19 protein-coding genes and 4 tRNA genes are annotated in these 23,682 nt (G+C 52.0%); 6 read left to right on the top strand and 17 right to left on the bottom strand.

The genetic code is table 11. The features are described from left to right. The 9 genes from arnD to cysZ all read right to left on the bottom strand — a co-directional run bounded on the left by arnD (position 1) and on the right by cysZ (position 11,379). Positions 1-894: a 4-deoxy-4-formamido-L-arabinose-phosphoundecaprenol deformylase gene (gene arnD / locus ABD035_RS10990; protein WP_212713328.1), complete on the bottom strand. Its 894-nt coding sequence runs from the start codon at positions 892-894 to the stop codon at positions 1-3. Next, complete coding sequence (gene arnA, locus ABD035_RS10985) at positions 891-2,873, bottom strand: bifunctional UDP-4-amino-4-deoxy-L-arabinose formyltransferase/UDP-glucuronic acid oxidase ArnA (protein ID WP_343870145.1); 1,983 nt, start codon at positions 2,871-2,873, stop codon at positions 891-893. Before arnA ends, arnD begins: the two co-directional genes overlap by 4 nt. Continuing rightward, the gene (arnC, locus tag ABD035_RS10980) at positions 2,873-3,853 is read right to left on the bottom strand and encodes an undecaprenyl-phosphate 4-deoxy-4-formamido-L-arabinose transferase (RefSeq protein ID WP_212713330.1); all 981 of its coding nucleotides are present in this window, start codon (positions 3,851-3,853) and stop codon (positions 2,873-2,875) included. Before arnC ends, arnA begins: the two co-directional genes overlap by 1 nt. 1 nt (position 3,854) lies before the next feature. Further along, a complete protein-coding gene (gene arnB / locus ABD035_RS10975) occupies positions 3,855-4,994 on the bottom strand; it encodes a UDP-4-amino-4-deoxy-L-arabinose aminotransferase (RefSeq protein WP_343870142.1) in 1,140 nt (379 codons plus the stop codon). 1,430 nt (positions 4,995-6,424) lie between these two features. Next, positions 6,425-6,928: a PTS glucose transporter subunit IIA gene (gene crr / locus ABD035_RS10970; RefSeq protein ID WP_343870140.1), complete on the bottom strand. Its 504-nt coding sequence runs from the start codon at positions 6,926-6,928 to the stop codon at positions 6,425-6,427. A 42-nt stretch (positions 6,929-6,970) separates the two neighbouring features. Next, entirely contained in the window at positions 6,971-8,698 is a 1,728-nt protein-coding gene (gene ptsI / locus ABD035_RS10965) for a phosphoenolpyruvate-protein phosphotransferase PtsI (protein ID WP_343870138.1), read from the bottom strand. A 157-nt stretch (positions 8,699-8,855) separates the two neighbouring features. Beyond that, a complete protein-coding gene (gene ptsH / locus ABD035_RS10960; RefSeq protein WP_025903583.1) occupies positions 8,856-9,113 on the bottom strand; it encodes a phosphocarrier protein Hpr in 258 nt (85 codons plus the stop codon). Positions 9,114-9,501: 388 nt separating this feature from the next. Continuing rightward, complete coding sequence (gene cysK, locus ABD035_RS10955) at positions 9,502-10,470, bottom strand: cysteine synthase A (protein WP_212713334.1); 969 nt, start codon at positions 10,468-10,470, stop codon at positions 9,502-9,504. Between the two features lie 117 nt (positions 10,471-10,587). Then, the gene (gene cysZ, locus ABD035_RS10950) at positions 10,588-11,379 is read right to left on the bottom strand and encodes a sulfate transporter CysZ (protein WP_343870133.1); all 792 of its coding nucleotides are present in this window, start codon (positions 11,377-11,379) and stop codon (positions 10,588-10,590) included. Positions 11,380-11,590: 211 nt separating this feature from the next. Between cysZ and zipA the strand changes: the two genes are divergently transcribed. From zipA to ABD035_RS10935, 3 genes are read left to right on the top strand one after another with little or no spacing between them, the layout of a single operon-like run. Then, positions 11,591-12,655, top strand: coding sequence for a cell division protein ZipA (gene zipA, locus ABD035_RS10945; RefSeq protein WP_343870131.1), 1,065 nt, complete (start codon positions 11,591-11,593; stop codon positions 12,653-12,655). A gap of 59 nt (positions 12,656-12,714) precedes the next feature. After that, positions 12,715-14,733 carry an NAD-dependent DNA ligase LigA gene (gene ligA, locus ABD035_RS10940; protein WP_343870129.1) on the top strand — a complete coding sequence of 673 codons (2,019 nt, stop codon included), beginning with the start codon at positions 12,715-12,717 and terminating at the stop codon, positions 14,731-14,733. 2 nt (positions 14,734-14,735) lie between these two features. Then, on the top strand, positions 14,736-14,960 hold the full coding sequence (locus ABD035_RS10935) for a DUF3820 family protein (protein WP_212713455.1): 225 nt from the start codon (positions 14,736-14,738) through the stop codon (positions 14,958-14,960). A gap of 18 nt (positions 14,961-14,978) precedes the next feature. Here ABD035_RS10935 and ABD035_RS10930 read toward each other — a convergent pair whose 3' ends face one another. The 4 genes from ABD035_RS10930 to ABD035_RS10915 form a co-directional block, all read right to left on the bottom strand. Beyond that, on the bottom strand, positions 14,979-16,526 hold the full coding sequence (locus ABD035_RS10930) for an efflux transporter outer membrane subunit (protein ID WP_249213501.1): 1,548 nt from the start codon (positions 16,524-16,526) through the stop codon (positions 14,979-14,981). A gap of 1 nt (position 16,527) precedes the next feature. Continuing rightward, on the bottom strand, positions 16,528-18,099 hold the full coding sequence (locus ABD035_RS10925; protein ID WP_343870126.1) for a DHA2 family efflux MFS transporter permease subunit: 1,572 nt from the start codon (positions 18,097-18,099) through the stop codon (positions 16,528-16,530). After that, complete coding sequence (locus ABD035_RS10920) at positions 18,096-19,238, bottom strand: HlyD family secretion protein (RefSeq protein ID WP_343870124.1); 1,143 nt, start codon at positions 19,236-19,238, stop codon at positions 18,096-18,098. The genes ABD035_RS10925 and ABD035_RS10920 overlap by 4 nt, the downstream gene beginning before the upstream one ends. Positions 19,239-19,480: 242 nt before the next feature. Beyond that, entirely contained in the window at positions 19,481-20,488 is a 1,008-nt protein-coding gene (locus ABD035_RS10915) for a bile acid:sodium symporter family protein (protein ID WP_343870313.1), read from the bottom strand. 91 nt (positions 20,489-20,579) lie between these two features. Here ABD035_RS10915 and ABD035_RS10910 point away from each other — a divergent pair, with 91 nt between their 5' ends. From ABD035_RS10910 to nadS, 3 genes are all read left to right on the top strand, one after another. Further along, positions 20,580-21,500, top strand: coding sequence for a LysR family transcriptional regulator (locus tag ABD035_RS10910; protein WP_343870122.1), 921 nt, complete (start codon positions 20,580-20,582; stop codon positions 21,498-21,500). Between the two features lie 543 nt (positions 21,501-22,043). Then, positions 22,044-22,376 carry a type II toxin-antitoxin system RelE/ParE family toxin gene (locus tag ABD035_RS10905; protein ID WP_212713341.1) on the top strand — a complete coding sequence of 111 codons (333 nt, stop codon included), beginning with the start codon at positions 22,044-22,046 and terminating at the stop codon, positions 22,374-22,376. Between the two features lies 1 nt (position 22,377). After that, positions 22,378-22,662, top strand: a complete 285-nt coding sequence (gene nadS / locus ABD035_RS10900) for a NadS family protein (RefSeq protein ID WP_212713342.1) — start codon at positions 22,378-22,380, stop codon at positions 22,660-22,662. A gap of 398 nt (positions 22,663-23,060) precedes the next feature. Here the strand turns inward: nadS and ABD035_RS10895 are convergent. The 4 genes from ABD035_RS10895 to ABD035_RS10880 form a co-directional block, all read right to left on the bottom strand. Beyond that, positions 23,061-23,136 (bottom strand) — tRNA-Lys (locus ABD035_RS10895). Between the two features lie 3 nt (positions 23,137-23,139). Further along, positions 23,140-23,215: transfer RNA gene (locus ABD035_RS10890), tRNA-Val, on the bottom strand. A gap of 34 nt (positions 23,216-23,249) precedes the next feature. Continuing rightward, positions 23,250-23,325 (bottom strand) — tRNA-Val (locus ABD035_RS10885). A 46-nt stretch (positions 23,326-23,371) separates the two neighbouring features. Further along, positions 23,372-23,447: transfer RNA gene (locus tag ABD035_RS10880), tRNA-Val, on the bottom strand. Positions 23,448-23,682 lie beyond the last annotated feature (235 nt).

Below are 23,682 nucleotides of genomic sequence, written 5' to 3'. Positions count from 1 at the left end.
TTATCGTTGAAGTGTCTGACAGCCCAGCCAGCCTTCACGGCCGGGCACATGTCCGCGCATTATCTTTCCGGCGGGCAGCGATGCATCAGTTTCGGGAAGCAGTTCACTGAGCGGGACAAACCGGATCCCCTCATCGCGGGCGGCGGCCAGCAGGCGTGAAAAGTCGTCGCGATAGGCAATGCCTTCGACCTCGGCATGGATGGTATAGACAGGGGTGCCTTCGTCTTTATGCATGGCATCCAGGATAAAACGATTAAACGCTTGCGGACGAATATTCCGCCCGACGACCTCATCCCAGGTCGGCAGGGTCACCGGTATCTGCACCGTACCAGAGGTGGTGTCATTCAGCACTGGCCTGAAGGGGGCCGTTCCCCGGCAATCACTGTTATAGCGAAAGCGGAAAGGTTGTTTGGCTTTCACCACCCGCTGGTCGGCACGCCAACCGGCGACCGCTGAACAGGTTACCTCTGTGCCGGTAATGGCTTCCAGGGCCTCTTTCCCCCGGCGGATATGTTCAGTCAGATCCTTCGCTTTCCAGACCCCGGCCCAGGTTTGCCAGGCATGATGATCCCAGGCATGCAGCCCGGTTTCATGTAAACCGGCGGCCCTGCGGATAATCTCCGCATTACCGGCACCGATCAGCCGGCCGGGCCAGGCCGTTCCGGCCAGTAAAATATCCCAGCCATACAGGGAGGGGGCTCCCGAGCGAAGCATCTTCAGTAAAAATGCCGGTTTGATCAGGCGCCAAAGATGGCGCCCCATGTTGTCCGGTCCGACAGAAAAGAAAAAGGAAGCCCGGATATTTTCAGCCGCCAGCATGTCCAGCAGCGCGGGAACCCCCTGGCGGGTTCCCCGCCAGGTATCGACATCAATGCGCAGGCCGACTTTTTTCATCGGGTCTGATCCGCGGGAATGACCGTATTAAGGAAGAAGTCGAGTGTCTCTTCGATGGTTTTCTCCATTCCGATGGACGGGGTCCAGTTCAGCAAGCGTTGAGCATTACGGATATTAGGCTTTCTGTGCTCGACGTCCTGGTACCCTTTACCATAATAACTACTGCTTTCGATATCGCGATAACCGGCAAACGGCGGGAAGTGCTGCCGGAGTGGATGACGCTCGAAACAGCGGTAAAGCATTTCGGCCAGTTCACGGATACTGGCTTCATTCTCCGGGTTACCGATATTGATGATCTGTCCATCACACTGTCCCTGTTTATTTTCGATAATACGGAACAGGGCCTCGATACCGTCGGCGATATCCGTGAAACAGCGTTTCTGCCGGCCGCCATCCACCAGTTTGATCGGCGATCCTTCGACCAGATTCAGGATCAGTTGGGTAATGGCCCGGGAACTGCCGATCCTCGCAGAATTCAGGCTGTCGAGGCGCGGCCCCATCCAGTTAAATGGCCGGAACAACGTGAAGCGGAGTCCTTCTTTTTCGCCGTAGGCCCAGATCACCCGGTCCAGTAATTGTTTTGAAACCGAATAAATCCAGCGTTGTTTGTTGATAGGCCCGACCACCAGGTTAGAGCGGTCTTCATCGAACGTTTCATCCGTACACATGCCGTAAACTTCAGAAGTGGACGGGAAAATGATCCGTTTTTTGTATTTTACACAGCCACGGATGATTTTGAGGTTCTCTTCGAAATCCAGCTCAAATACCCGTAAAGGGTTACGTGTATATTCTACCGGTGTGGCAATGGCCACCAGAGGCAGGATGACATCACATTTTTTGATGTGGTAATCGATCCATTCGGTATGGATCGTAATATCACCTTCGACAAAATGAAAAAGCTCATTGCCAAGAAAACGGCTGACCGCATCCGAGCCGATATCCATGCCGAAGACTTCATAATTGTCATCCTGCAGCAGGCGTTCGGTCAGATGGTTGCCGATAAAGCCGTTGACCCCGAGGATCAGCACCCGGGTGCGTTTTTTCTGCGCGACCACCGGCTGTGTACTGATAATTGAACCTTCGGTCAGGCCTAAGGGACGTACGAGTTCGCGGCCCTGCATATAGACGCTTTGTTCCGTTTGTCCGGTCACAATTTCCAGTGCGCCCTCACCACAGGCAACTATCAGCGGAGAAACCGACAATACCTGGCCTGGTGTCGCTGCCGGGACATCGGTATGTACGCGGGATTTCCAGACGATAAACCTGGTGTTACCGACATAACTGAAGGCGCCCGGCCAGGGTTCACTGACGGCGCGCACCAGGTTATGCAATACCGTGGCGGGCTGATTCCAGTCAAGGCGACCGTCTTCCGGGGTTCTGCGGCCAACATAAGTCGCCCGCTGTTCATCCTGGGCTGACAGCGTGACCTTGCCTTGCTTTATCGCCGGCAGAGTGGACTGAAGCAGTTCGCGGGCCGCCTGAGTCAGTTTTTTATGTAACCGCAGTGCATCATCACTGGCGGAAATAGGGACCGTTTGCTGAGATACAATCTCTCCGGCATCCGCCCGTTTCACCATTTTATGTAAGGTAACACCGGTCTCTGTTTCGCCGTTCACCAGCACCCAGTTCAGAGGCGCGCGTCCGCGGTAACGGGGCAGCAGAGAACCATGCAGATTATAAGCACCGGCCGGCGGGAGATTCAGGATATCTTCTGACAGCAAGTCCCGGTAGTAAAAAGAGAAGATAATGTCCGGCGCACTTTCGCGAAGCCGTTCCACCCACAGCGGATGATTGACGTTCTCCGGTGAAAATACCGGAATGTTATGTTCTGCCGCCAGGTGTGCGACAGAACCGTAGAAATGATTTTCTGACGGATTGTCCAGGTGGGTATAGATGGCAGTAATATCGAAACCGGCTTCAATCAGCGCCTCAACGCCCACACATCCCATGTCATGATAAGCAAAAACGACAGCTTTCATTATAAATTATCCTCATTAGTTGACGAAGCGGCGTGATTAACGACACGCTGAACAAAATAACGCGGGCGCGCACGGACATCGCTGTAGATCCTGCCGATATACTCACCCAGTAATCCCATGCCAATGAATTGCGCGCCGATAAAAATAAATAACACGGCGAATAGCGTAAAAACCCCTTCAGCGGCCCAGTGGGCACCGAAAATCAGTCGCAACACGACCAGCAGAAATGCGAACAGAAAACCGGCACAGGCGATCAGCGCGCCGACGACACTAAGCATTCGCAGTGGTGTGGTCGTCAGACAGGTCACCAGGTCATACATCAGGTTTATCAGGCGCATAAAGCTGTATTTCGATGTGCCGTGCTCACGCTCCGCATGATGCACCGGAATCTCGGTGGTATGACGGGCGAAGGTATTGGCCAGAATGGGGATAAACGTGCTGCGCTCCTGGCAATGCAGCATGGCCTCGACGATAGGGCGCCGGTATGCCCGCAGCATACAGCCATAATCGCCCATCGCTTTACCGGTGGTACTCTGGATCAGCCGGTTAATCATCCTTGAAGCAATCTTACGGAACGGGCTGTCCTGACGGTTTTGCCGTACGGTGCCGACGACGTCATAGCCCTGCCGGGCGGTCGCGACCAGGGCCGGGATCTCTTCCGGCGGATTCTGTAAATCTGCATCCAGTGTGACAATCAGGTCACCGGTGACATAGCTGAAGCCTGCCATTATGGCGGAATGCTGGCCATAATTACGGTTCAGGAGGATGGCGACGATATGGCTATCCACCGCTTCCGCAGCATCAATAATCTGTTGTGCGGAGTTATCACTGCTGCCGTCATCAATGAGCAGGATCTCATAATCGGTGTCCAGCTGCCGGCAGGCAGCCGTGGTCCGGGAAATCAGGTCAGGCAGGCTCTCCTGCTCGTTATATACAGGAATAACGACAGAGACTTTATTCACAGGGGTTGGTGTCCGCATCTTACATCCTGGTAATTTCTTTAATGGCGGTAATCACCCGATGACAGTCGCCATCGGTCATGTCCGGAAACAGGGGAATGGAGCAAATACGGTCGCTGTTCCATTCGGTGGCCGGTAAGTGCAGGTCCGGAAATTTTTCACGGTAATATTTCTGGGTGTGCACCGCGCGGAAATGCATACCGGTTCCGATATTCCGGTCTTTCATTTGCTGCATAAACTGATCCCGGCTGACACCACAACGTGTCTCATCGATCCGTAACACAAATAAATGCCAGGCGTGCTGGTGGTGCCAGGCGGGCAGGGCCAGAGGTAATACGGGAGCATCGGCGAAGGCTTCGGTATAACGGGCTGCAATATCTGCCCTGCGGCTATTAATCGCCGGGAGTTTACTCAGTTGATTCAGGGCAATCGCGGCCTGAATGTCGGTCAGGTTATATTTAAAGCCGGGGGTGATCACTTCTGCCTGGGGCTTACGGCCCAGTGTCTCCCTGTCAAAGGCATCTACGCCCAGGCCATGGAATTTCAGTGTCCGTATGCGGGCGGCCAGTTCATCATCGTCGGTAACGATCATTCCGCCTTCCGCGCAGGTTACGTTTTTAATGGCATGGAATGAGAAAATGGCTGTGGCATGGTGACCGATGTGCTGCCCCTTGTAGTAACATCCGGTAGCATGAGCAGCATCTTCGATAACCAGCAGATTATGACGGCGAGCCACCTCATAGATGGCGTCTGAATCTACCGGCGCACCGGCATAATGTACCGGAATAATTGCCTTGGTCCGCGGGGTGATGGCCGCTTCCAGGGTGGCTGCTGTCACCATAAGGTTATCAGGGTCAATATCTGCCATCACTGGCGTTGCCCCCAGTAACGAAATCATATTCGCGGTAGACACCCAGGTCAGCGACGGAGTAATGACCTCATCGCCCGGGCCCACACCCGCGGCCATCAGTGTGATATGCATTCCGCCGGTTGCTGAACTGACGGCAATCGCATGCTTTGTTCCCGTAAGCTGGCTGAACTCTGCTTCAAGCGCCTGATTTTTTGGACCAGTGGTGATCCACCCGGACCGGAGCACCTCACGAATTGCATCAAGATCCTGTTCATCCAGAGAGGGACGTGAAAAAGGAATAAAATCAGTCATAAAATTTCCTGGTATTAAAATAAAAGCTGGTCAGCAGGTAAACGTATTCCGTTATGCAAAACATGCATGGCGGATAGCGCGAATAACGCAGCCTGAAAGGAATAGTACCTGACCAGATATATATGATGATTCAACGAAATACAGGGTGATGTGCCCTGTATTTTACTCAGGTTAAGAGAATTATACAGAGGAAAAGTTCCGGGTGAACAGGAAGAATATTTAAATTATTTTACGAAGCCATGATTATTAATTTTTTTTAATGTTGTCTGATCGGTGAATATTTAATGGAACATAAACAATTATAAAAAATCGCGCCCGAAATTAAACGAAAGATAACCAGTAATGAAAAATGGCATTTTCCGGATTTGCATATTTTAATTAATCGTCTAGCCCCCCTGAGGGATATTGAAAAAAACAGTTGCAGTATAGGAAGAGGAAAAAATAATTTTTCACACTTCGTCATCATTGTGTCCGCTGAACAGCCAGTAACGTAGGGTAGCCGGGAGTGACCAGCCGCCGGCAGGAAATGACTCTCTGCACAGGGGGGACTTGACGGTGTCAGACACCAGTGTATCGTTCCTGCCTAAGCCCTAAGCCCTAAGCCCTAAGCCCTAAGCCCTAAGCCCTAAGCCCTAAGCCCTAAGCCCTAAGCCCTAAGCCCTAAGCCCTAAGCCCTAAGCCCTAAGCCCTAAGCCCTAAGCCCTAAGCCCTAAGCCCGGGTTCTATGTCCGGCTCCGGTTGTGCCGAGATTGTCCGGTATGCCGGGAAATGCGCTTTCAGTTGATGATTGACGTACAGGCAGTGTGCCCCGCCGAGAGGGGCGGTCTTCTTCAAGGTATGCCAGCACGCTGCGAAATAAGAAAAATACAGATTATGGCACGACTGATGAGTGTATTACGACGTGAGAAGTCGTCGTCAATGATATTAACGAGCGGGAGACTTTGCTGATCTGGCGTGAAGGCGGTATCGTATTTTTCTGAGCCTGAAAGCTCAGTGCCTGATACGCTGCAGTAAGTCTCTGAGTCTGGTGATGCTGATTAGGAATAACTTAATTTATTATTATATAAGAAAAACAGTGCGACAGGTGAGATGCAAAGTACAGAAGGTGACAGTTTTATTTTTTTTTTTTTTTTTTTTTTTTTTCGGGTCAGCAGAGGAGCAGGAGAAATATGTCAGGATATATCATTGAATGATAAAAACTCTACGGAGATGTCAGCGGCCAGGTACTGGTGAATGTTTTTAAAAACATAAAGTTAATTATTGCGAATATTATCCGGCAGGGGGGAGGGACACTCTGGTAATTAAGAATATTTCAAACCGTCAGCGAAGTTGTGTGAGTTTGTAAGCACCTTTGCAGACAGATCTCAGGCCGAAAAAAAACGCCAGCCGGGAGTATTCCCTGACTGACGTCTTTGGCTTATCCGGAAGAATTACTTCCTGATACGGATGACCGGTGTTTCTCCGGCAACGACCTGACCGGTGAGTTTAACCAGTTCACGAATTTCATCCATATTGGAAATCACGACCGGCGTCAGCGTCGATTTGGCCTTTTCTTCGAGGAAAGGCAAATCGAATTCGAGCACGATATCGCCTTTTTTGACTTTCTGCCCTTCTGAAGCAATGCGTGTAAATCCTTCACCTTTGAGCTCGACAGTGTCGATACCAAAGTGGACAAACAGTTCAATGCCGTTATCGGACTCGATAGAAAAAGCATGGTTTGTTTCAAAAATTTTACCGATAGTGCCATCTACCGGGGCAACAATTGTGCTTCCGTTCGGCCGTATGGCCACACCGTCACCGACAATTTTCTCAGCAAACACCACATCAGGAACATCTTCAATGTTTACAATTTCGCCGGACAGCGGGGCGACTATATCGATAGTACCGGAGGTACTCTCAGACTTCTCGCCGAATAATTTAGAAAACAATCCCATGATCTTCTCCTGAGCAGTAATTTTGGGCCCGCGTATGGCTGATTAGCAGAGTGTCTTTTCTTTGATGAACTGGTTAACCAGTGTCATCAAATCGTCCGCGGTCGGCTGTTCCAGTGCCTGTTCTGCTAATGCTTTCGCATCCTCAAAATTAGTATTGCGAATAATTTTTTTGATACGTGGAATTGAAATGGCACTCATACTGAATTCGTCCAGCCCCATTCCCAGTAATAATAGTGTAGCACGTTCATCACCGGCCAGTTCACCACACATCCCTGTCCATTTACCTTCAGCATGGGATGCATCGATAACCTGCCTGATAAGGCCCAGAACGGAAGGGCTCATCGGATTATACAGGTGAGAAATTCTATCATTACCACGATCTACCGCCAGAGTATACTGGGTCAGATCGTTGGTGCCGATACTGAAAAAGTCGACTTCTTTCGCCAGATGGCGTGCAATCACAGCCGATGCCGGTGTTTCGACCATAATTCCGATTTCTATATTTTCGTCGAAACTTTTACCTTCGTCACGTAATTGTGTTTTCAGCAGTTCAATTTCGTTTTTAAGGAACCGGACCTCTTCTACCGAGATAATCATCGGGAACATGATGCGCAGTTTGCCAAAATCGGACGCACGTAAAATAGCGCGTAACTGCGCATGCAGTATCTCTTTACGATCCATAGCAATACGGATAGCGCGCCAGCCGAGGAATGGGTTGTCTTCTTTCGGCAGGTTCATATAAGGGAGGTCTTTGTCACCTCCGATATCCATGGTACGCACAATCACGGCTTGTGAGCCCATCGCTTCCGCAACGGCTTTATAGGCTGCAAATTGTTCATCTTCGGTAGGCAGAGATTCACGGTCCATAAACAGGAACTCGGTACGGTACAGTCCGACACCTTCTGCGCCGTTGCGCTCAGCCCCGGCCACATCCCGCACCGTACCGATGTTGGCACAGACTTCCACCTGATGACCGTCGAGAGTAATGGCAGGTAAATCTTTCAGTTTAGCCATTTCGGCTTTTTCACTGAGATAGTGATCCTGTACATCGCGCAGTTCGGCAATGGTCTCTGCCGTCGGGTTGATGTGCACCTGGTTACTGACGCCATCCAGGATCAGGTAATCACCGTTTTTCACTTCGCGGGTGATATTGCCGGTGCCTACAATGGCCGGTAACTCGAGAGAGCGGGCCATAATAGAGGTATGTGAGGTTCTGCCGCCCAGGTCGGTGATAAAACCGAGTACTTTTTTCAGATTCAGCTGTGCTGTTTCTGAAGGCGTCAGGTCTTTGGCGACCAGAATAGATTCGTCACTGATAGCGCTGAGATCGACAATCGTTAAGCCGAGAATATTTTGCAGCAGACGTTTACCGATATCACGCACATCCGCAGCGCGTTCTTTCAGATACTCATCGTCGAGTTCTTCCAGCGCACCGGCCTGATCTTCGATCACCGCCTGTACAGCCGCATCGGCCGACTGATGATCTTTCTTAATAAGGTCAATAATTTCCTGCTCAAGCTCTTCATCTTCCAGCAGCATGATATGACCTTCGAAGATCGCTTCTTTTTCCGGGCCGAAAGTCTCGCCAGCCTTTATTTTAATGGCTTCCAGCTGTGTAGCGGCTTTACTGCGGCCTTCAAGGAAACGAGCAACTTCTGATTCAACCTGATCATCGGCAATTTTTTTCTGATTGATGACGATCTCATCTTCTTTCAGCAGCAAAGCTTTACCGAAAGCGATACCGGGTGATGCGAGAATGCCTGAAATCATAACCTTACCTTTAAGTACGATGGCCAAAAAGAATGACGGTACGCCATTTTCCGTAATCAGTGTAATCTACGGAAGCAATAACGCGGACATGTTGTCCGCGATCAAGACTGTTGCATAATCTTCAATAAATCTACACTGTTTCCGTTGAATGACAACACTACTCAAGTTCAGCCATCAGGCTGACCAGATGTTCAACGGCTTGCTGCTCATCTTCGCCTTCGGCAGAGAGGGTGATAACCGTCCCTTGCGTCAGACCAAGCGTCTGCAACTTGAACAGACTTTTTGCGCTGGCAGATTTACCATTTGAGGTAACGGTGATTTCGGACTGAAAAGCCTTGGCTTCTTTGACAAACTGCGCTGCAGGACGGGTATGTAAACCGTTAGGAGCTGTGATAGTAACTTCTTGCTGAAACATTTTATTTCCCCAACGTTATCAGAGGTTAATTCTGGCACCGGAGCCGGAAAACGTCCCTGTGGACTCCTGCGACAAAGCCCGGTTGTACGGGCAATGTCAGTTAGCAGACCCGGTTTCGCCTGTTCATAGTTTGCGGTAAATCCGCACACCTGACCGAATCATTATGCCGTTAATTTGGATTATGCCCTATCGGTAATTGTGCTGGTTTTGATCCGCTTCATAACAATGACTATTTATTTCGGGCTTCTAAATAAATATCAGCGTTGATAACAAACCTTGATGTCAAAAAGCAATACGATTTAGGGTAAAAATGAGATCGGGGACACAAAAAAAGCACCCGCAGGTGCTTTTTTCAGACAGAGGAACCGGCAGCGTAAGCCACTGATTATTAGCCAAGTTCTTTTTCGGTGAACAGATCAGCAAATAATGCGGTACTCAGGTAGCGTTCTCCGGAAGACGGCAGGATAACAACGATATTTTTATCGGCAAACTCTGGTTCCTGTTGCAGTTTCAGTGCTGCGGCGACAGCTGCACCGGAGGAGATCCCGGCAAGGATGCCTTCAGATTCCATCAACTGGCGTGCGGTGGAGATAGCTTCTTCGTTGGTAATCGCGACTACGCGGTCAACCAATGATAAATCCAGGTTTTCCGGGATAAAGCCGGCACCGATCCCCTGAATTTTATGCGGGCCGGGCTTAATTTCTTCGCCTGCCAGTGCCTGCGCGATCACCGGAGAATCTGTCGGTTCTACCGCGACACTCACCAGTGATTTTTTACCGCGGGTGTTTTTCAGGTAACGACTGACCCCGGTCAGTGTTCCCCCGGTCCCGACGCCGGCAATAAAGACATCCACGTCACCGTCGGTGTCTTCCCAGATTTCAGGACCGGTAGTTTTTTCATGGATTGCCGGGTTGGCTGGGTTGCTGAATTGCTGCAGAAGGACATATTTGGCCGGGTTACTGGCGACGATTTCTTCGGCTTTAGCTATAGCGCCTTTCATCCCCTGAGCTCCTGGCGTCAGCTCCAGATTAGCTCCCAGGGCCTTGAGTAATTTACGGCGCTCAACAGACATGGTTTCCGGCATGGTCAGTGTCAGTTTATAGCCCCGGGCAGCTGCCACATAAGCCAGAGCGATACCGGTATTGCCGCTGGTGGGTTCAACCAGTTCAACCCCGGGTTTCAGGATACCGCGTTTCTCCGCATCCCAAATCATATTGGCGCCGATACGGCATTTAACGCTAAAGCTTGGATTACGCGATTCAACCTTTGCCAGAATACGCCCGTTACCAATGCGGTTGAGTCTGACCAGCGGAGTATGGCCAATGGTTAAAGAATTATCTTCGTAAATCTTACTCATAGCTTGTCCTTAACTCTTTGAAATGTGGAGCACGACATGAGAATACGCTTTCTTTTGAGACAGTGAAGGAAAGAAATCGTATATCCTTATTTCAGAGGGCAATAAAGGCCGCTTTACTCAGCTGCTTTTCACGTCACGCTGACTCTGTGCAGCCAGCGTAGCTGACAGGCCACGGTACTGGTCAACCCACATGGCGGTCGCCCCGCAAACGGCAACAGGCATAATGACCAGATTAACCCCAGGGATCAGGGTAAACACACTGACCAGCCCGCCAAATTGTAAGTGCGCACTCCGGTGGGTGGCCAGGGCCTGGCGCATGGTCACGAACGGCACACGATGGTTATCAAAGGGATAATCACAGTACTGAATCGCCATCATCCATGCGCCGAAGATAAACCAGAGCAGCGGAGCGAGGGTTTGTCCGATACCCGGGATAAAGTGTACCAGCAACAGCAGAAGAGCCCGCGGCAGATAATATTTTAGCTTAAGCCACTCACGCCACATAATGCGGGGCAAATCCTTAATCAGTCCTGCCCAGCCAATCTCCGGAAGAGGGTGCCCGGTGAGTTTATTTTCCAGTTGCTCTGCCAGTAGTCCGCAAAACGGCGCGGCAATCCAGTTGGCAAGGGTCGAGAAAAAATACCCAAAGAAAAGCAGCAGCGAGAGAACAGCCAGTGGCCAGAGGAGATAATTCAGCCACTGCAACCAGTGCGGAATGTGGCCGAGTAATTCCGGAATCCAGACATTCAGTCGTTTAAATAACCAGATAAATGCAGAGCCCATTAGCAGTACATTGACCAGTAACGGGGCGATGACATATCGACGGATGCCCGGCAGCATCGCCAGGTGCCATCCCTGACGAAAGTAGTCGACACCGTTCATCGCTGTTTTGGTTTTTCCTTCCGGCATTTAATCATTCTCCTGACGTAACTTAGGCATATCATAACGTTGTTTAGCGGACGGGTAAGTAAATATTGGCTAAAAAGTCAGCAGTTACACGACGGATAGCATATTATTTGTCAGAAAGTACTATGCAGACTTGCACTTGTCCGGCCCTGCAAATACATTTAAGGGTAAAGGTGCCTTTTTTAGGCAAAGTATTGGAACAACAGAGAATACAATGATGCAGGATTTGCGTCTGATATTAATCGTTGTTGGTGCGGTTGCCATCGTTGCACTTCTCCTGCATGGTCTGTGGACCAATCGTAAGGAGCGGTCTTCTGTATTTCGCGATCGCCCGCACAAACGTCTGAAACAACGTAACGATGATGATCTCAGCTTTGAGGAAGAGGACAGTGTCTCTGATTTTCGCGCCAGCCGTGAATATGAGGAGGAGCCTGCTCCGGCTGAGAAACGTGCTACCCGTGCGCCAGAGGCTAAGCCTGCGCCAGAGGCTAAGCCTGCGCTGAAGAAATCACTGCGTGACCGGCCTGAGCCTTCAGCCGATCCGTTGATGGATGTCAGAACAGACTATGAAGCCACGCAACCGGAGATCACAGCCGACATTCATCAGCCACAGATTACCCCTGAGCGTCCGGAATCGGTGGCGGATAATGCCTATGCTGCGCCAGGCATAACCACTGCGCCGAAAACGGCTGCTCCGGCGAGTGATTCTGTGCCACGTGATGAGATGCGCGCACCTCAGGCTGAAGCCGCGTATGAGGCTGACGTCGATGCAGAGCCGGTTGCTGAAAGTGTCCCTGCTGAGGCTGAACCTTCAGCTCCGGAAAATACCGACGCGCCCGCGGCGGAAAACACCGGTGGTGCTAAAGAAGCGGTACTGGTGCTTCATGTGTCTGCGCATACCGGCGGAGAGCTGAATGGTGAGCCTTTATTGCAGGCTATTCTGCAGGCCGGTTTCCAGTTCGGTGAAATGAACATCTTCCACCGGCATCTGAACCCATCCGGCAGCGGTCCGGTACTGTTCAGCCTGGCGAATATGATGAAGCCCGGTTCATTTGACCCGGAACAGATGGGTGACTTTACCACCCCTGGCGTTTCCATTTTTATGATGGTCCCTTCCTACGGGGATGCACACCAGAACTTCAAGCTGATGCTACAGTCTGCACAGCGAATTGCTGACGATGTGGGGGCGGTGGTTCTTGATGATGAACGCAGAATGATCACTCCGCAGAAACTGGAAGTGTACAAAACACGTATCCGGGAAGTCACTGAAATCGCTTAATCGTTAATTTGTCTCAATAAACCCCCGCTAGTCGGGGGTTTTTTATCTTATGGGGTTGTATGAATAACATCCGCCAACAGCTCAACCAGCTGCGCACACAGTTGCGGCATCACGAATATCTCTATCATGTGCTGGATGCACCGGAAATCCCTGATGCCGAATACGATAAACTGATGCAGGCGCTGAAAGCTCTTGAAGAACAGCATCCTGAACTGATCACCCGCGATTCCCCGACACAGCGCGTCGGGGCTGCCCCGCTGACCGGTTTTGAGTCTATCCGTCATGAAGTGCCGATGCTGTCTCTGGATAATGTCTTCGATGACCAGAGTTTTCTGGCATTCAATAAGCGTGTTTCTGAGCGATTGAAGAGTACCGCTCCGGTGGAATACTGCTGCGAACTGAAACTGGACGGCCTGGCCGTCAGCCTGTTATACGAGCAGGGAGAGCTGGTACAGGCAGCTACCCGGGGTGACGGGACGACCGGCGAAAATATCACCGCGAACGTCCGTACCATCCGTGCAATTCCTCTGCGTTTAACCGGTGACGGCATTCCGGCGCGGCTGGAAGTGCGTGGTGAAGTATTTATGAACCAGAAAGGGTTTGAAAAACTGAATGACAGTGCACGAAAAAGCGGTGCAAAAGTTTTCGCCAACCCACGAAATGCCGCTGCCGGTTCCCTGCGTCAGCTGGATCCAAGAATTACCGAAAAGCGTCCGCTGACCTTCTGCTGTTACGGTATCGGGGTCTCTGAAGGGGGAGAACTGGCGGATACGCACTGGCAACGTTTGCAGCAACTGAAACACTGGGGATTACCGGTCAATAATCATGTCCGCGTCTGTGATACCCCGGAAAGCGTACTGGCGTTCTACCACCGTATCGGCGAACAGCGCTCTGAACTGGGCTTTGATATTGACGGCGTGGTGATTAAAGTTAACTCACTGGCCTTGCAGGAACAGCTTGGATTTGTCGCCAGGGCCCCGCGCTGGGCGACTGCCTTTAAATTCCCGGCCCAGGAGCAGGTCACCACGGTGCGTGATGTGGAATTCCAGGTCGGACGTACAGGCGCGATTACCCCGGTCGCCCGTCTTGAACCGGTACAGGTCGCCGGCGTGATGGTCAGTAATGCCACGCTGCATAACGCTGATGAGATAGAACGGCTGGGGATCCGCATCGGCGATAACGTCGTTATCCGCCGTGCCGGGGATGTTATTCCGCAGATTGTCAATGTGGTTCTCTCTGAGCGTCCGGATGTCACACAGGAAATCATCTTCCCTGCCCACTGTCCGGTGTGTGGCTCTGATGTGGAGCGTACCGAAGGTGAAGCCGTGACCCGCTGTACGGGGGGGCTGATCTGTGGCGCTCAGCGGAAGGAAGCCCTTAAGCATTTTGTTTCGCGCAGAGCGATGGATGTGGATGGGATGGGAGATAAGATCATCGACCAGCTGGTGGAAAAAGAATATGTGCATACGCCAGCCGATCTGTTCCGTCTGACCGCAGGAAAACTGACCGGGCTTGATCGGATGGGCCCACGTTCGGCGCAAAATATTGTTGATGCGCTGGAAAAATCCAAAGAGACCACGCTTCCCCGTTTTCTTTTTGCATTGGGGATCCGCGAAGTGGGTGAAGCGACGGCCCTGAGCCTGGCGTTACACTTTGGTGAATTGCCGCCACTGATGGATGCGCCGCTGGAGGCTCTGAAGGAAGTCCCGGATGTGGGGCCGGTGGTGGCCAGCCATATCCGCCATTTTATGGATGAAGAGAGTAACCGTGAAGTGATCCGCCAGCTGGTGGAAGAGACCGGCATTCGCTGGCCGGCCCCCGGGCGCGGAACCACTCCGGTGGACGATAATCCGTTTGCGGGTAAAACCGTCGTGCTGACCGGATCATTAAGTCAGCTGACCCGTGATGAAGCAAAAGACCGGCTGACCGCACTGGGCGCGAAAGTGAGTGGCAGTGTGTCGAAGAAAACGGATCTGCTGATTGCCGGTGAAGCGGCAGGATCCAAGCTGGAAAAAGCCAATGCACTGGGTATTCAGGTCATTGATGAACAGCAAATGATCGATTGGCTGGGAGACTGACTCTGAACAAGCAGGACCTTATTGCGCTGGCGAATACCCGCATGCCTTTCGGAAAATATCAGGGGCGGGTGCTGATAGACCTGCCGGAAGAATATCTGTTGTGGTTTGCCCGCAAAGAGGTCTTTCCGGCGGGGCATCTCGGTGAGCTAATGCAGCTGGCGCTGGCGATTAAGATAGAAGGATTACAGGGATTGGTGGATCCGCTACGGAAAACCACAGGATACTAAGTACCCTGTGGGCTGTGGTTATTGTGCGGTAACGCCGGTTTTCGGGGTCGCTCCGAATACCGGATACTCCGGCAGTGATACGGCCTGATAGTTTTCCCAGCCTCCGCCCAGCGCTTTGTATAATGCGACCAGGTCTGTGGCGGTCTGTGCACGGGCGCTGATCAACTGTAACCTTGTCTGAGCCAGTTGCCGTTGTGCATCCAGGGCATTGATATAGCTACTGAGACCTTTTGAGTAACTTTCGCTGGCCAGTGAAAATGCCTGTTGCAGCGCATCTGCAGAGGCCTGTAACGATGTCAGTTGCTGCTGATCCGCCCGGTAACTTACCAGTCCGTTTTCAACTTCCTGCAATGCTCTCAGCACAGTATTTCTGTAGTCCAGTGCCGCACTTGCCTGAGAAGCCCTGGCGAGTCTGACCTGCGACACCAGTTGCCCTCCCTGGAAGATAGGCAATGAGATGCCGGGACCAATGCTATAAAAATGGCTGCTCCAGTCGTCAAGATAGCTGGCATCGGTGTTCCTGACCCCCAGCTGGCCTGTCAGTGAGATATCCGGGAAAAGCTGCGCAACCGAGACTCCGATATCTGCGGTGCGGGCATGCAGTGTGGCTTCCGCCTCCTGAATATCCGGTCGCCGGCGTGCGAGCTCTGCCGGGACGCCGACAGAAATCATCGCCGGCAGGGCAGGTAAAGGTTTCACCTGTATCAGTTCGTTATCCAACGTGCCCGGGGCTTTGCCCAGCAGAACTGCCAGTCCGTTCATGGCCTGACTGATTTGCGCCTGATATTGCGGCAACTGTGCTTCAAGGGACGTGACCTGTGCAGTGGCACTTTGCAGATCGGTGGCCGGGGCCAGGCCGTTCTGCATCTGACTTTCCGTCAGTTGCTGTGTCTGACGGGCAATGGTGATCTGCTCTTCTGTGACACGGGTCATTGCCTGAGCAGCACGTAATTGCAGGTAAGTCCGCGCTACCTCGGCTTCGAGTGACACTAACGCATCATTACGTTGTTCAATAGCTGACAACTGTTCGGCCTGCGCCATTTCCCGCTGGCGACGTACTTTGCCCCAGAGGTCCAGCTCCCAGCGGGTATCAAATCCGCCCTGATAAAAGTTCACACTGCCGGTCGCCGAATTCACCAGCTGACTGCCTTCCTCGTTCAGATTATCGTAGACACCGTGTGATTTAAGCAGGCCTTTTAAACCGACCTGCTGGCGGGCATAGCTTGCCTGCGCACTCAGCGTCGGGAAAAAGCCGCCGGTGGCCTCATTGACCTGTTCACGGGCCCCGGCGATACGCAGCATCGCCTGTTGTAATGTCAGGTTACCGGCAATCGCCCGCTGGATCAGACTATCCAGTTGCGGGTCATTAAAATTCTTCCACCAGCTGGCAGACGTATCGGCAGTTTCCGGACGGGATTGCTGAGACGAGTCGAGATTGTGCCAGTTAGCGGGTAACTTATTTTCCGGGGCATGAAAATCAGGGCCCACGCTGCATCCTGCCAGTAACAGACTGACAACGATTGCACTGAAGCGATAACTGACAGAGCGCATAGTAATTTCCTTCATTTTAATGGCCTCCGGCACTGCCTTCGCTTTTAACCGGAGCCAGCAATAAACAAAACGGTAACAGGATCAGGCCGATAATACAGAGGCCTGAAAAGACATCCACATAGGCAAGAAAACGGGCCTGGCTGATCATCTGTTTATACAGTTGCCCTGTGGCCAGAGAGGTTGCATCTCCGGCGGCGCTCGAAAAGTTCTGTATCGCCTGCGTCATTTTCGACACCGCCTGATCAAATTGCTGGTTCAGGGACGTCATATTGGACGAGAGGTAGGCGGAACGGGTTTGTGCCCGCTCGGTAATGGCTGCGGTGGATAATGAAATCCCGATGGAGCCTGCCACGTTACGGAACATAGTAAACAGCGCCGAAGCGTCCCCGTTGAGTTTTTGCGGAATCGAGATAAACGCCACGGTAGTTAACGGTACAAACAGGAATCCCAGACCGATGGATTGCAGGCTACGCATAATTACCATGGAGGTGAAATCGAGGTCCGGCGTCAGGTGCATCGCTGAGTAGAGGAACGAAAGTGCCAGTGAAGCAAAACCGAACATAATAATGTAGCGGGTCTGCACGACGGGCATCAGTTTCAGCACCACGGGTATGGCCAGAATCACACAAATTGCCCCGGGCGTTAGTACCAGGCCCGCCAGGGTTGCGGTGTAACCCAGCTCCTGCTGTGCCAGTTGCGGAATAACCACCGAACTGCCATAAAGGATAAAAGCCATGCCCGCCATCAGTAAACCTGAGACCCAGAAATTGCGATCCTTCATCACCAGAATATCGACCACCGGCTTACGGGTATACATCAGCCAGTAAATGGCACCGGTGATCCCGATAACCGCAAGCGTGGCAAACAGCACAATAAAGTGCGATGCAAACCAGTCTTCATCCTCTCCGCGATCGAGAAAAACCTGTAAGCAACCCAGTCCCAGAGTGATGAGCCCGATACCGATATAGTCGATACTGAGACTGCCTTTTGCCGCTTTTTTCTCCCACGGGGGATCTTCCAGCAACTGGTAAATGGCCAGTGCGGTCATAATCCCTACCGGGATATTGATAAAGAAAATCCAGCGCCAGCTAAAGTTATCGGTGATCCATCCGCCGAGCGTCGGTCCGATGACCGGTGCGACGATGATCGCTATCGACGATAAACCGAAGGCCTTACCCCGGTCTTTTTTACTGAAGTAGTCCAGCAGGACTGACTGCTGAACCGGCTGTAAGCCACCACCGAAGAATCCCTGCAGGATACGGAATAAAATCAGCTGCCAGAGCTCGGTGGCCATTCCGCACAGGAATGAACACAGTGTGAACATCACAATACACAGCAGAAAGTAATGTTTCCTGCCAAAATACCGGCTAAGGAAGGCAGAAATAGGCAGGACAATGCCGTTAGCCACTAAATAGGACGTCAGTACCCAGGTGGATTCATCGTAACTGGATGAGAGCGACCCCGCCACATGGGGCAGGGCGACATTGACGATGGTGGTATCCAGTACCTCCATAAACACCGCCAGCGTTACCGTTAAGGCGACCAGCCAGGGGTTAGCTGCCGGACGCCACTCTGTGGCGCCACTCATTTTATGGTTACCTCAGGTTCGACAGATAAGCCCAGGGGTAGCGGATGGTTCGGGTCCAGTCCTTTATCGATAACTATCTTAACCGGCACTCGCTGTACGATTTTTACGAAGTTACCCGTGGCATTTTCCGCCGGGAATGCAGAGAAATGTGAACCGGAACCCATCTGGATACTGTCGACATGGCCCTGCAGTTTCAAATCGGGCCAGGCATCGACACTGATATCGACGTGATCGCCAGGTTTCATCGATTCCAGCTGGGATTCCTTAAAGTTCGCGGTGATCCAGATATCCGGCGAAACCAGCGCAAACATACTGCTGCCTGCCTGGACCAGGCTCCCCTGATCGACATTACGTTTGGTCACAAAACCGGTATAGGGGGCGGTCACGCGGGTATATGAGAGGTTGAGTTCGGCCGTTTCCAGCTGTGCTTGCGCCTGTGTCACCTGTTGTCTGCGCGCTTCAACATTGGTTTCCTGCTGACGGATCTGCAGTGCGACCTGTGAGGCGACATCAACCTGTGCTGTGGCGTTCTGATATTCTGCCTGGGCAGAGCGCCATTGGGCCGTGGCACTGTCTATATTGGTCTGCGAGGTCGCTTTCGGATCAACCCCGTGCTGGCGGCGATAGGCAGCGGTAGCATTGTTCAGTTCTGCTCTGGCTCTGGCCTGGCTTGCCAGTGCCTGTTCTTTCTGCGCCGGATACTGAACTTTAGCCAGGGCTAACTGAGCTTCGGACTGTTGGAGCTGCGCATTGGCCAGTGCCAGTTGTGCCTGAGCCTGATCACGCTGAGCGATAGCATCCCGCGGATCAATAACGGCCAGCAGATCCCCTTTATTAACCTTCTGGTTATCTTTCACCAGTAACTGTGTCACATAGCCGGAGACCCGGGGAGAAATGGTCACCGCATTCCCGTCGGTAAATGCATCATCTGTCGTTTCGATGCCGCGGTTCATCAGCCAGTAGATAACGGCTGCGATGATGACGACCACCACGACAATCGCCAGGATGATCAGGGGTTTTTTACCGGGGCGTTTGCGCTCGTCATCAGTCGGTGAGTTCTCTTTCTTTTGCTGATCATCCTGAGATGAAGAGGCGGCCGCGCTCTTTTCCGCGCTGTCATCATGCGTTTGTTCGTTCATATCTGCCTTTGCCTTTAAAAAGTGAAAAGTGAAGCCCTGAAACGCTTTTAATTCAGTTTATTATCATCACTGAGGTGGTGGGACTGACTCAACGGACTGATTTGTCTTAATAGCACAGCACTAATCATTGACAGAGTCGGCAGAAAAATCAATAGCGGGAAAACCCGAAAATATCTGTACCGGAGGCGGGGGAACGGGGGTAATACAGCGCAGAACCTGATGGTAGCTGCGCTGCGGAGGGATCACTGTCCGGATGAAGAGGCGGTTATTTGCTCCTGCAGAGCGGCGTTATCATCCAGTTTTCGGTAGTGACGGGCAATAAATGAACAGGCCATCAGCTGAACCTGATGGAAAATCATCAGCGGTAACACAATGATACCGATAGTACTGGCAGGAAACAGGATGTTTGCCATCGGTACGCCATTGGCCAGACTTTTCTTTGAACCACAAAACAGGATGGTGATTTCGTCCTGACGATTAAATCCGAACGCGCGGGCCGCAATCACGTTGATCAGCAGCACGACGGATAACAGCCCCAGACAGCCCACGATGATCCATAACATGGTCGCGAGGCTCACCTGGTGCCAGATCCCGTTGACCACGGCCTCACTGAACGCGGAGTAGACCACCAGCAAAATCGAGGTCTGATCCGTTTTACCAATCAGCGAACGGTGTTTTTCTACCCAGCTGCCAATCCAGCGACGGGAAAAATGTCCCAGCAGGAATGGCACCAGCAACTGCAGCATGATTTTTCCGATCTGTTCCATCCCGTTACCCGGCACATTACTGTGAACATGCATGACCAGCCCGACCAGCAGCGGAGAAACAAAAATCCCCAGTAAACTGGAGGCAGAGGCACTGCACACCGCCGCCGCAACATTGCCCCCGGCAAGCGAAGTAAATGCGATGGAAGACTGAACGGTCGCCGGCAGGATGCAGAGGTAGAGGAATCCGTTATAGAGATCATCAGAGATGTGCAGCGGATGCCACCACGCAAAAAGCAACCCAAGGATCGGGAACATAATAAAGGTACTGAACATGATCCACAGATGGAGCCGCCAGTGGCTGCTGCCGGCCACGATTTTTTCCCGGGATAATTTGGCGCCGTGCATAAAAAACAGCAGAGCGATAGCGGCAGTGGTCAGCCATTCAAAAAACGGCACGAAACCGCCTTTCGCTGGCAGAAAGGTGGCAAGTAATACGGTAATGATGAGTTTTATCATCATCGGGTCAAGGCGCAGAAATCCCATCGTCATTTTCCGATCTGAAATAAAAAATATTGTGCGGTAATGCAGCTTAGAAATAAAATTAATTTATCGAACCTATATATGAATGTAATGCATGAATTATACCCTCAGGCAGTTGAAAGTATTTGTGGCTGTCGCCACCGAAGGCAGTTTCAGTCTGGCAGGGCAGGGAGTAGGCCTGAGCCAGTCTGCGGTCAGCCATAGTATCAAAGCGCTGGAGGCCGAGATTGGTGTCAAATTACTGGACCGGACAACCCGGGAAGTCCGGCTGACCCATGCCGGTCAGCAACTGGCCTCGAAGCTGGGTGTGCAACTGGAGGAGCTGAACACGACGTTACTGGAGCTACGGCGTTATGGGGGGCAGCGCAGCGGCACGGTCAGGCTGGCTGCCAGTCAGACGATTTCCGCGCGTTTAATGCCCGCCTGCCTGGCACAGGCAAGGCAGTGCTATCCGGAGATACGGCTGTTGCTGCAGGACAGTGTTCAGCAGTCGGTACTGCAGAGTGTACTGAACGCCACGGTCGACTTTGGTATCGTTATCGATCCCTTAAATAGTGATGAATTCGAGATTCAGCCCATTTTGAATGATCCTTTTTTGTTGCTATACCGGACAGACGATCCATTGAGTACAGCTCCCGCGGTCAGCTGGGGGGATCTCCGTGATCGCGATCTGGTGCTGCAGGATTATGCTTCCGGTAGCCGGGCGCTGATTGATAACATTTTCCGCGAACAAAACATAACACCCCGCGTGATCCAACAGGTCGGGCATCCGGTAACACTCTATCCGATGGCAGAAGCCGGGATCGGCATTAGTATTCTGCCGGCGCTGGCATTACCACTGCCCTCCGGCAGCCAGCTGGCCGTCAGGCGGATCTACCCTGAGTATCACCGGACACTGATGCTTATCCGGCGAAAAAACCGTTCACTGAGTCCGGCGGCAGAAGCTATCTGGCAACTGGTCTGTGAACAGGCGGATTATCTGAGCAGCCACCGGGATTTTATTCCTGAAAGCTAAGGGAATGTGTGCCGGGGGCGGGACGACAACCCGTGAATAAAAGCAGGCAGGGGATCTGTGCTCCCGGTGATACCTGTCGTCGCAGTAATAAAGGAAAGCTTTGTCATCCGGGGTCTTAGTGCCCTCTATCTGAGGGGTTATTACCCGCCACCGATACCTGTCGTTAATTCCGTGGCATTACACAGGATCGGTGTAATGCCATACGGGGACTGAAAATCGCTGACTCAGCGTCTCACAGATCTTACCGCGTGACTCAGAGACACCGCAGTAAACTTTATCAGGTAGTGTTAGTAGAGTGCAGACCTGGCAAAAAATGACACGGCGGGCGAATCAGACCTCAGCCGCTGAGAGTGCTCCGCTGAACAGAACCGGTCATTTACCTGAACGGGCTGGCCGGTCGCTTGGCATATTAAGCCGGAGGACAGGACTCTGGCCGAAAGATGCTACGTCACCGGACGTGCCGGTGCCCGGGGATGAGTATTAACAACGGGCTGGTAAAGTACAGATAACGGAGTACAATGTCACCCTGGAAGGGAGTCCTTTATGGATCATTCAATTGAATTTATTGAGACGTCGCTTTTTACCCGGCAAATCCGAATGATTGCCACGGACGATGAGCTGAAAGCATTGCAGTGTGAACTGATTGAATCCCCGGAAAAGGGGGATTTAATTCAGGGAACCGGCGGACTGAGAAAAGTCAGAATGGCGACCGGCCATCAGGGGAAAAGCGGCAGTGCCAGAGTCATTTACTTTCTGGCGACCTGTGAGGTTATCTGGCTGGTGATGGCCTATCCGAAAAATACTAAGGACAGTCTGAGCGCGGCAGAAAAAGCGGCGCTGAAAAAACTGACCCGACAACTTAAAGATGAGGTATAGCATGAGCATTTTTAACGAACTGAAAACCTCTCTCGAAGAAGCCGTCGCCATCAAAAAGGGTGACGCGTTACCGGCACGGGTAACCCGTTATAACGTAGCGGATGTTAAAGCTATCCGGGCGAAACTGAACGTTTCGCAGGCCGAGTTGGCGGCAGCGCTGGGTACCAGTCTTGATACGGTGAAAAGCTGGGAGCAGAAGCGGCGTAACCCGACCGGGCTGGCCGCAAAGGTTCTGGCGACCCTTCAGGACGACCCGCAGTACTTTAAGGTGCTGGCAGCCCACTAAAAATGACGGGGAAAGTGGCAGGTAACCCGTCAGAAGCGGTGCTTTACGTGTCACGTTAATGCCGGCAGAAAAGAGAATGCCCGGCCCACTGGCGGGCGGCGATGAAAACTTTCCGAAACCGGGCGGACACTGCGCAGAGCTTCATCCCATCATCCGGTTCTCAGAGAGCAGGGGGCAGATAAAAAATGCGCACAGTGAGTGATTTTAGTGAGTCAGCAGGGCCGTATAATTTTTACTGCTGATGCTGATGCTGATGCTGATGCTGATGCTGATGCTGATGCTGATGCTGATACGGGCAGGAAATACGTTTGGAAGCTGGCTGACACTGCGCAGACGGTGAGCGGGCTTATCAGAGCGCAGAAACGAAAAAAGCTCCCTGAGGGAGCTTTTTTCTGAATTGGTGGGTCGTGCAGGATTCGAACCTGCGACCAATTGATTAAAAGTCAACTGCTCTACCAACTGAGCTAACGACCCGTTTGGTGGGTGATGACGGGTTCGAACCGCCGACCCCCTCCTTGTAAGGGAGGTGCTCTACCAACTGAGCTAATCACCCGAAATAATTTACAGGGTTTTCTTTATCTTGAATTTGGTGGGTGATGACGGGTTCGAACCGCCGACCCCCTCCTTGTAAGGGAGGTGCTCTACCAACTGAGCTAATCACCCAAATTCAAATTATTTACCTGTTCCAGCGGGTTACCTACCTGAGTAGTGGTGGGTGATGACGGGTTCGAACCGCCGACCCCCTCCTTGTAAGGGAGGTGCTCTACCAACTGAGCTAATCACCCCCGCTGTGTGGAGTCGCATTATAGGGATAGTTGAATATGAGTCAACGCTTTTTCTGAATAAAATGTTCGTTCGTTTTAAAAATAGCCACCCTGCGGGGGTTTTAAACAAAACGGTGTTTTTTTTATCGCAAAACGCAGATTAAACAGTTTCAGAGGGCGAGCAATGATTGAGGATTCACTGCCAGGTGTTAAAATGAATCCACTGAATTCCGCATTTATTTCTGGTTTTTGTCGT

This window comes from Tatumella terrea (assembly GCF_039523755.1).
GTDB lineage: Bacteria > Pseudomonadota > Gammaproteobacteria > Enterobacterales > Enterobacteriaceae > Tatumella > Tatumella terrea.
Note: the sequence above shows the minus strand (reverse complement) of the source record. Positions and strands in the feature narration are given on the sequence as shown.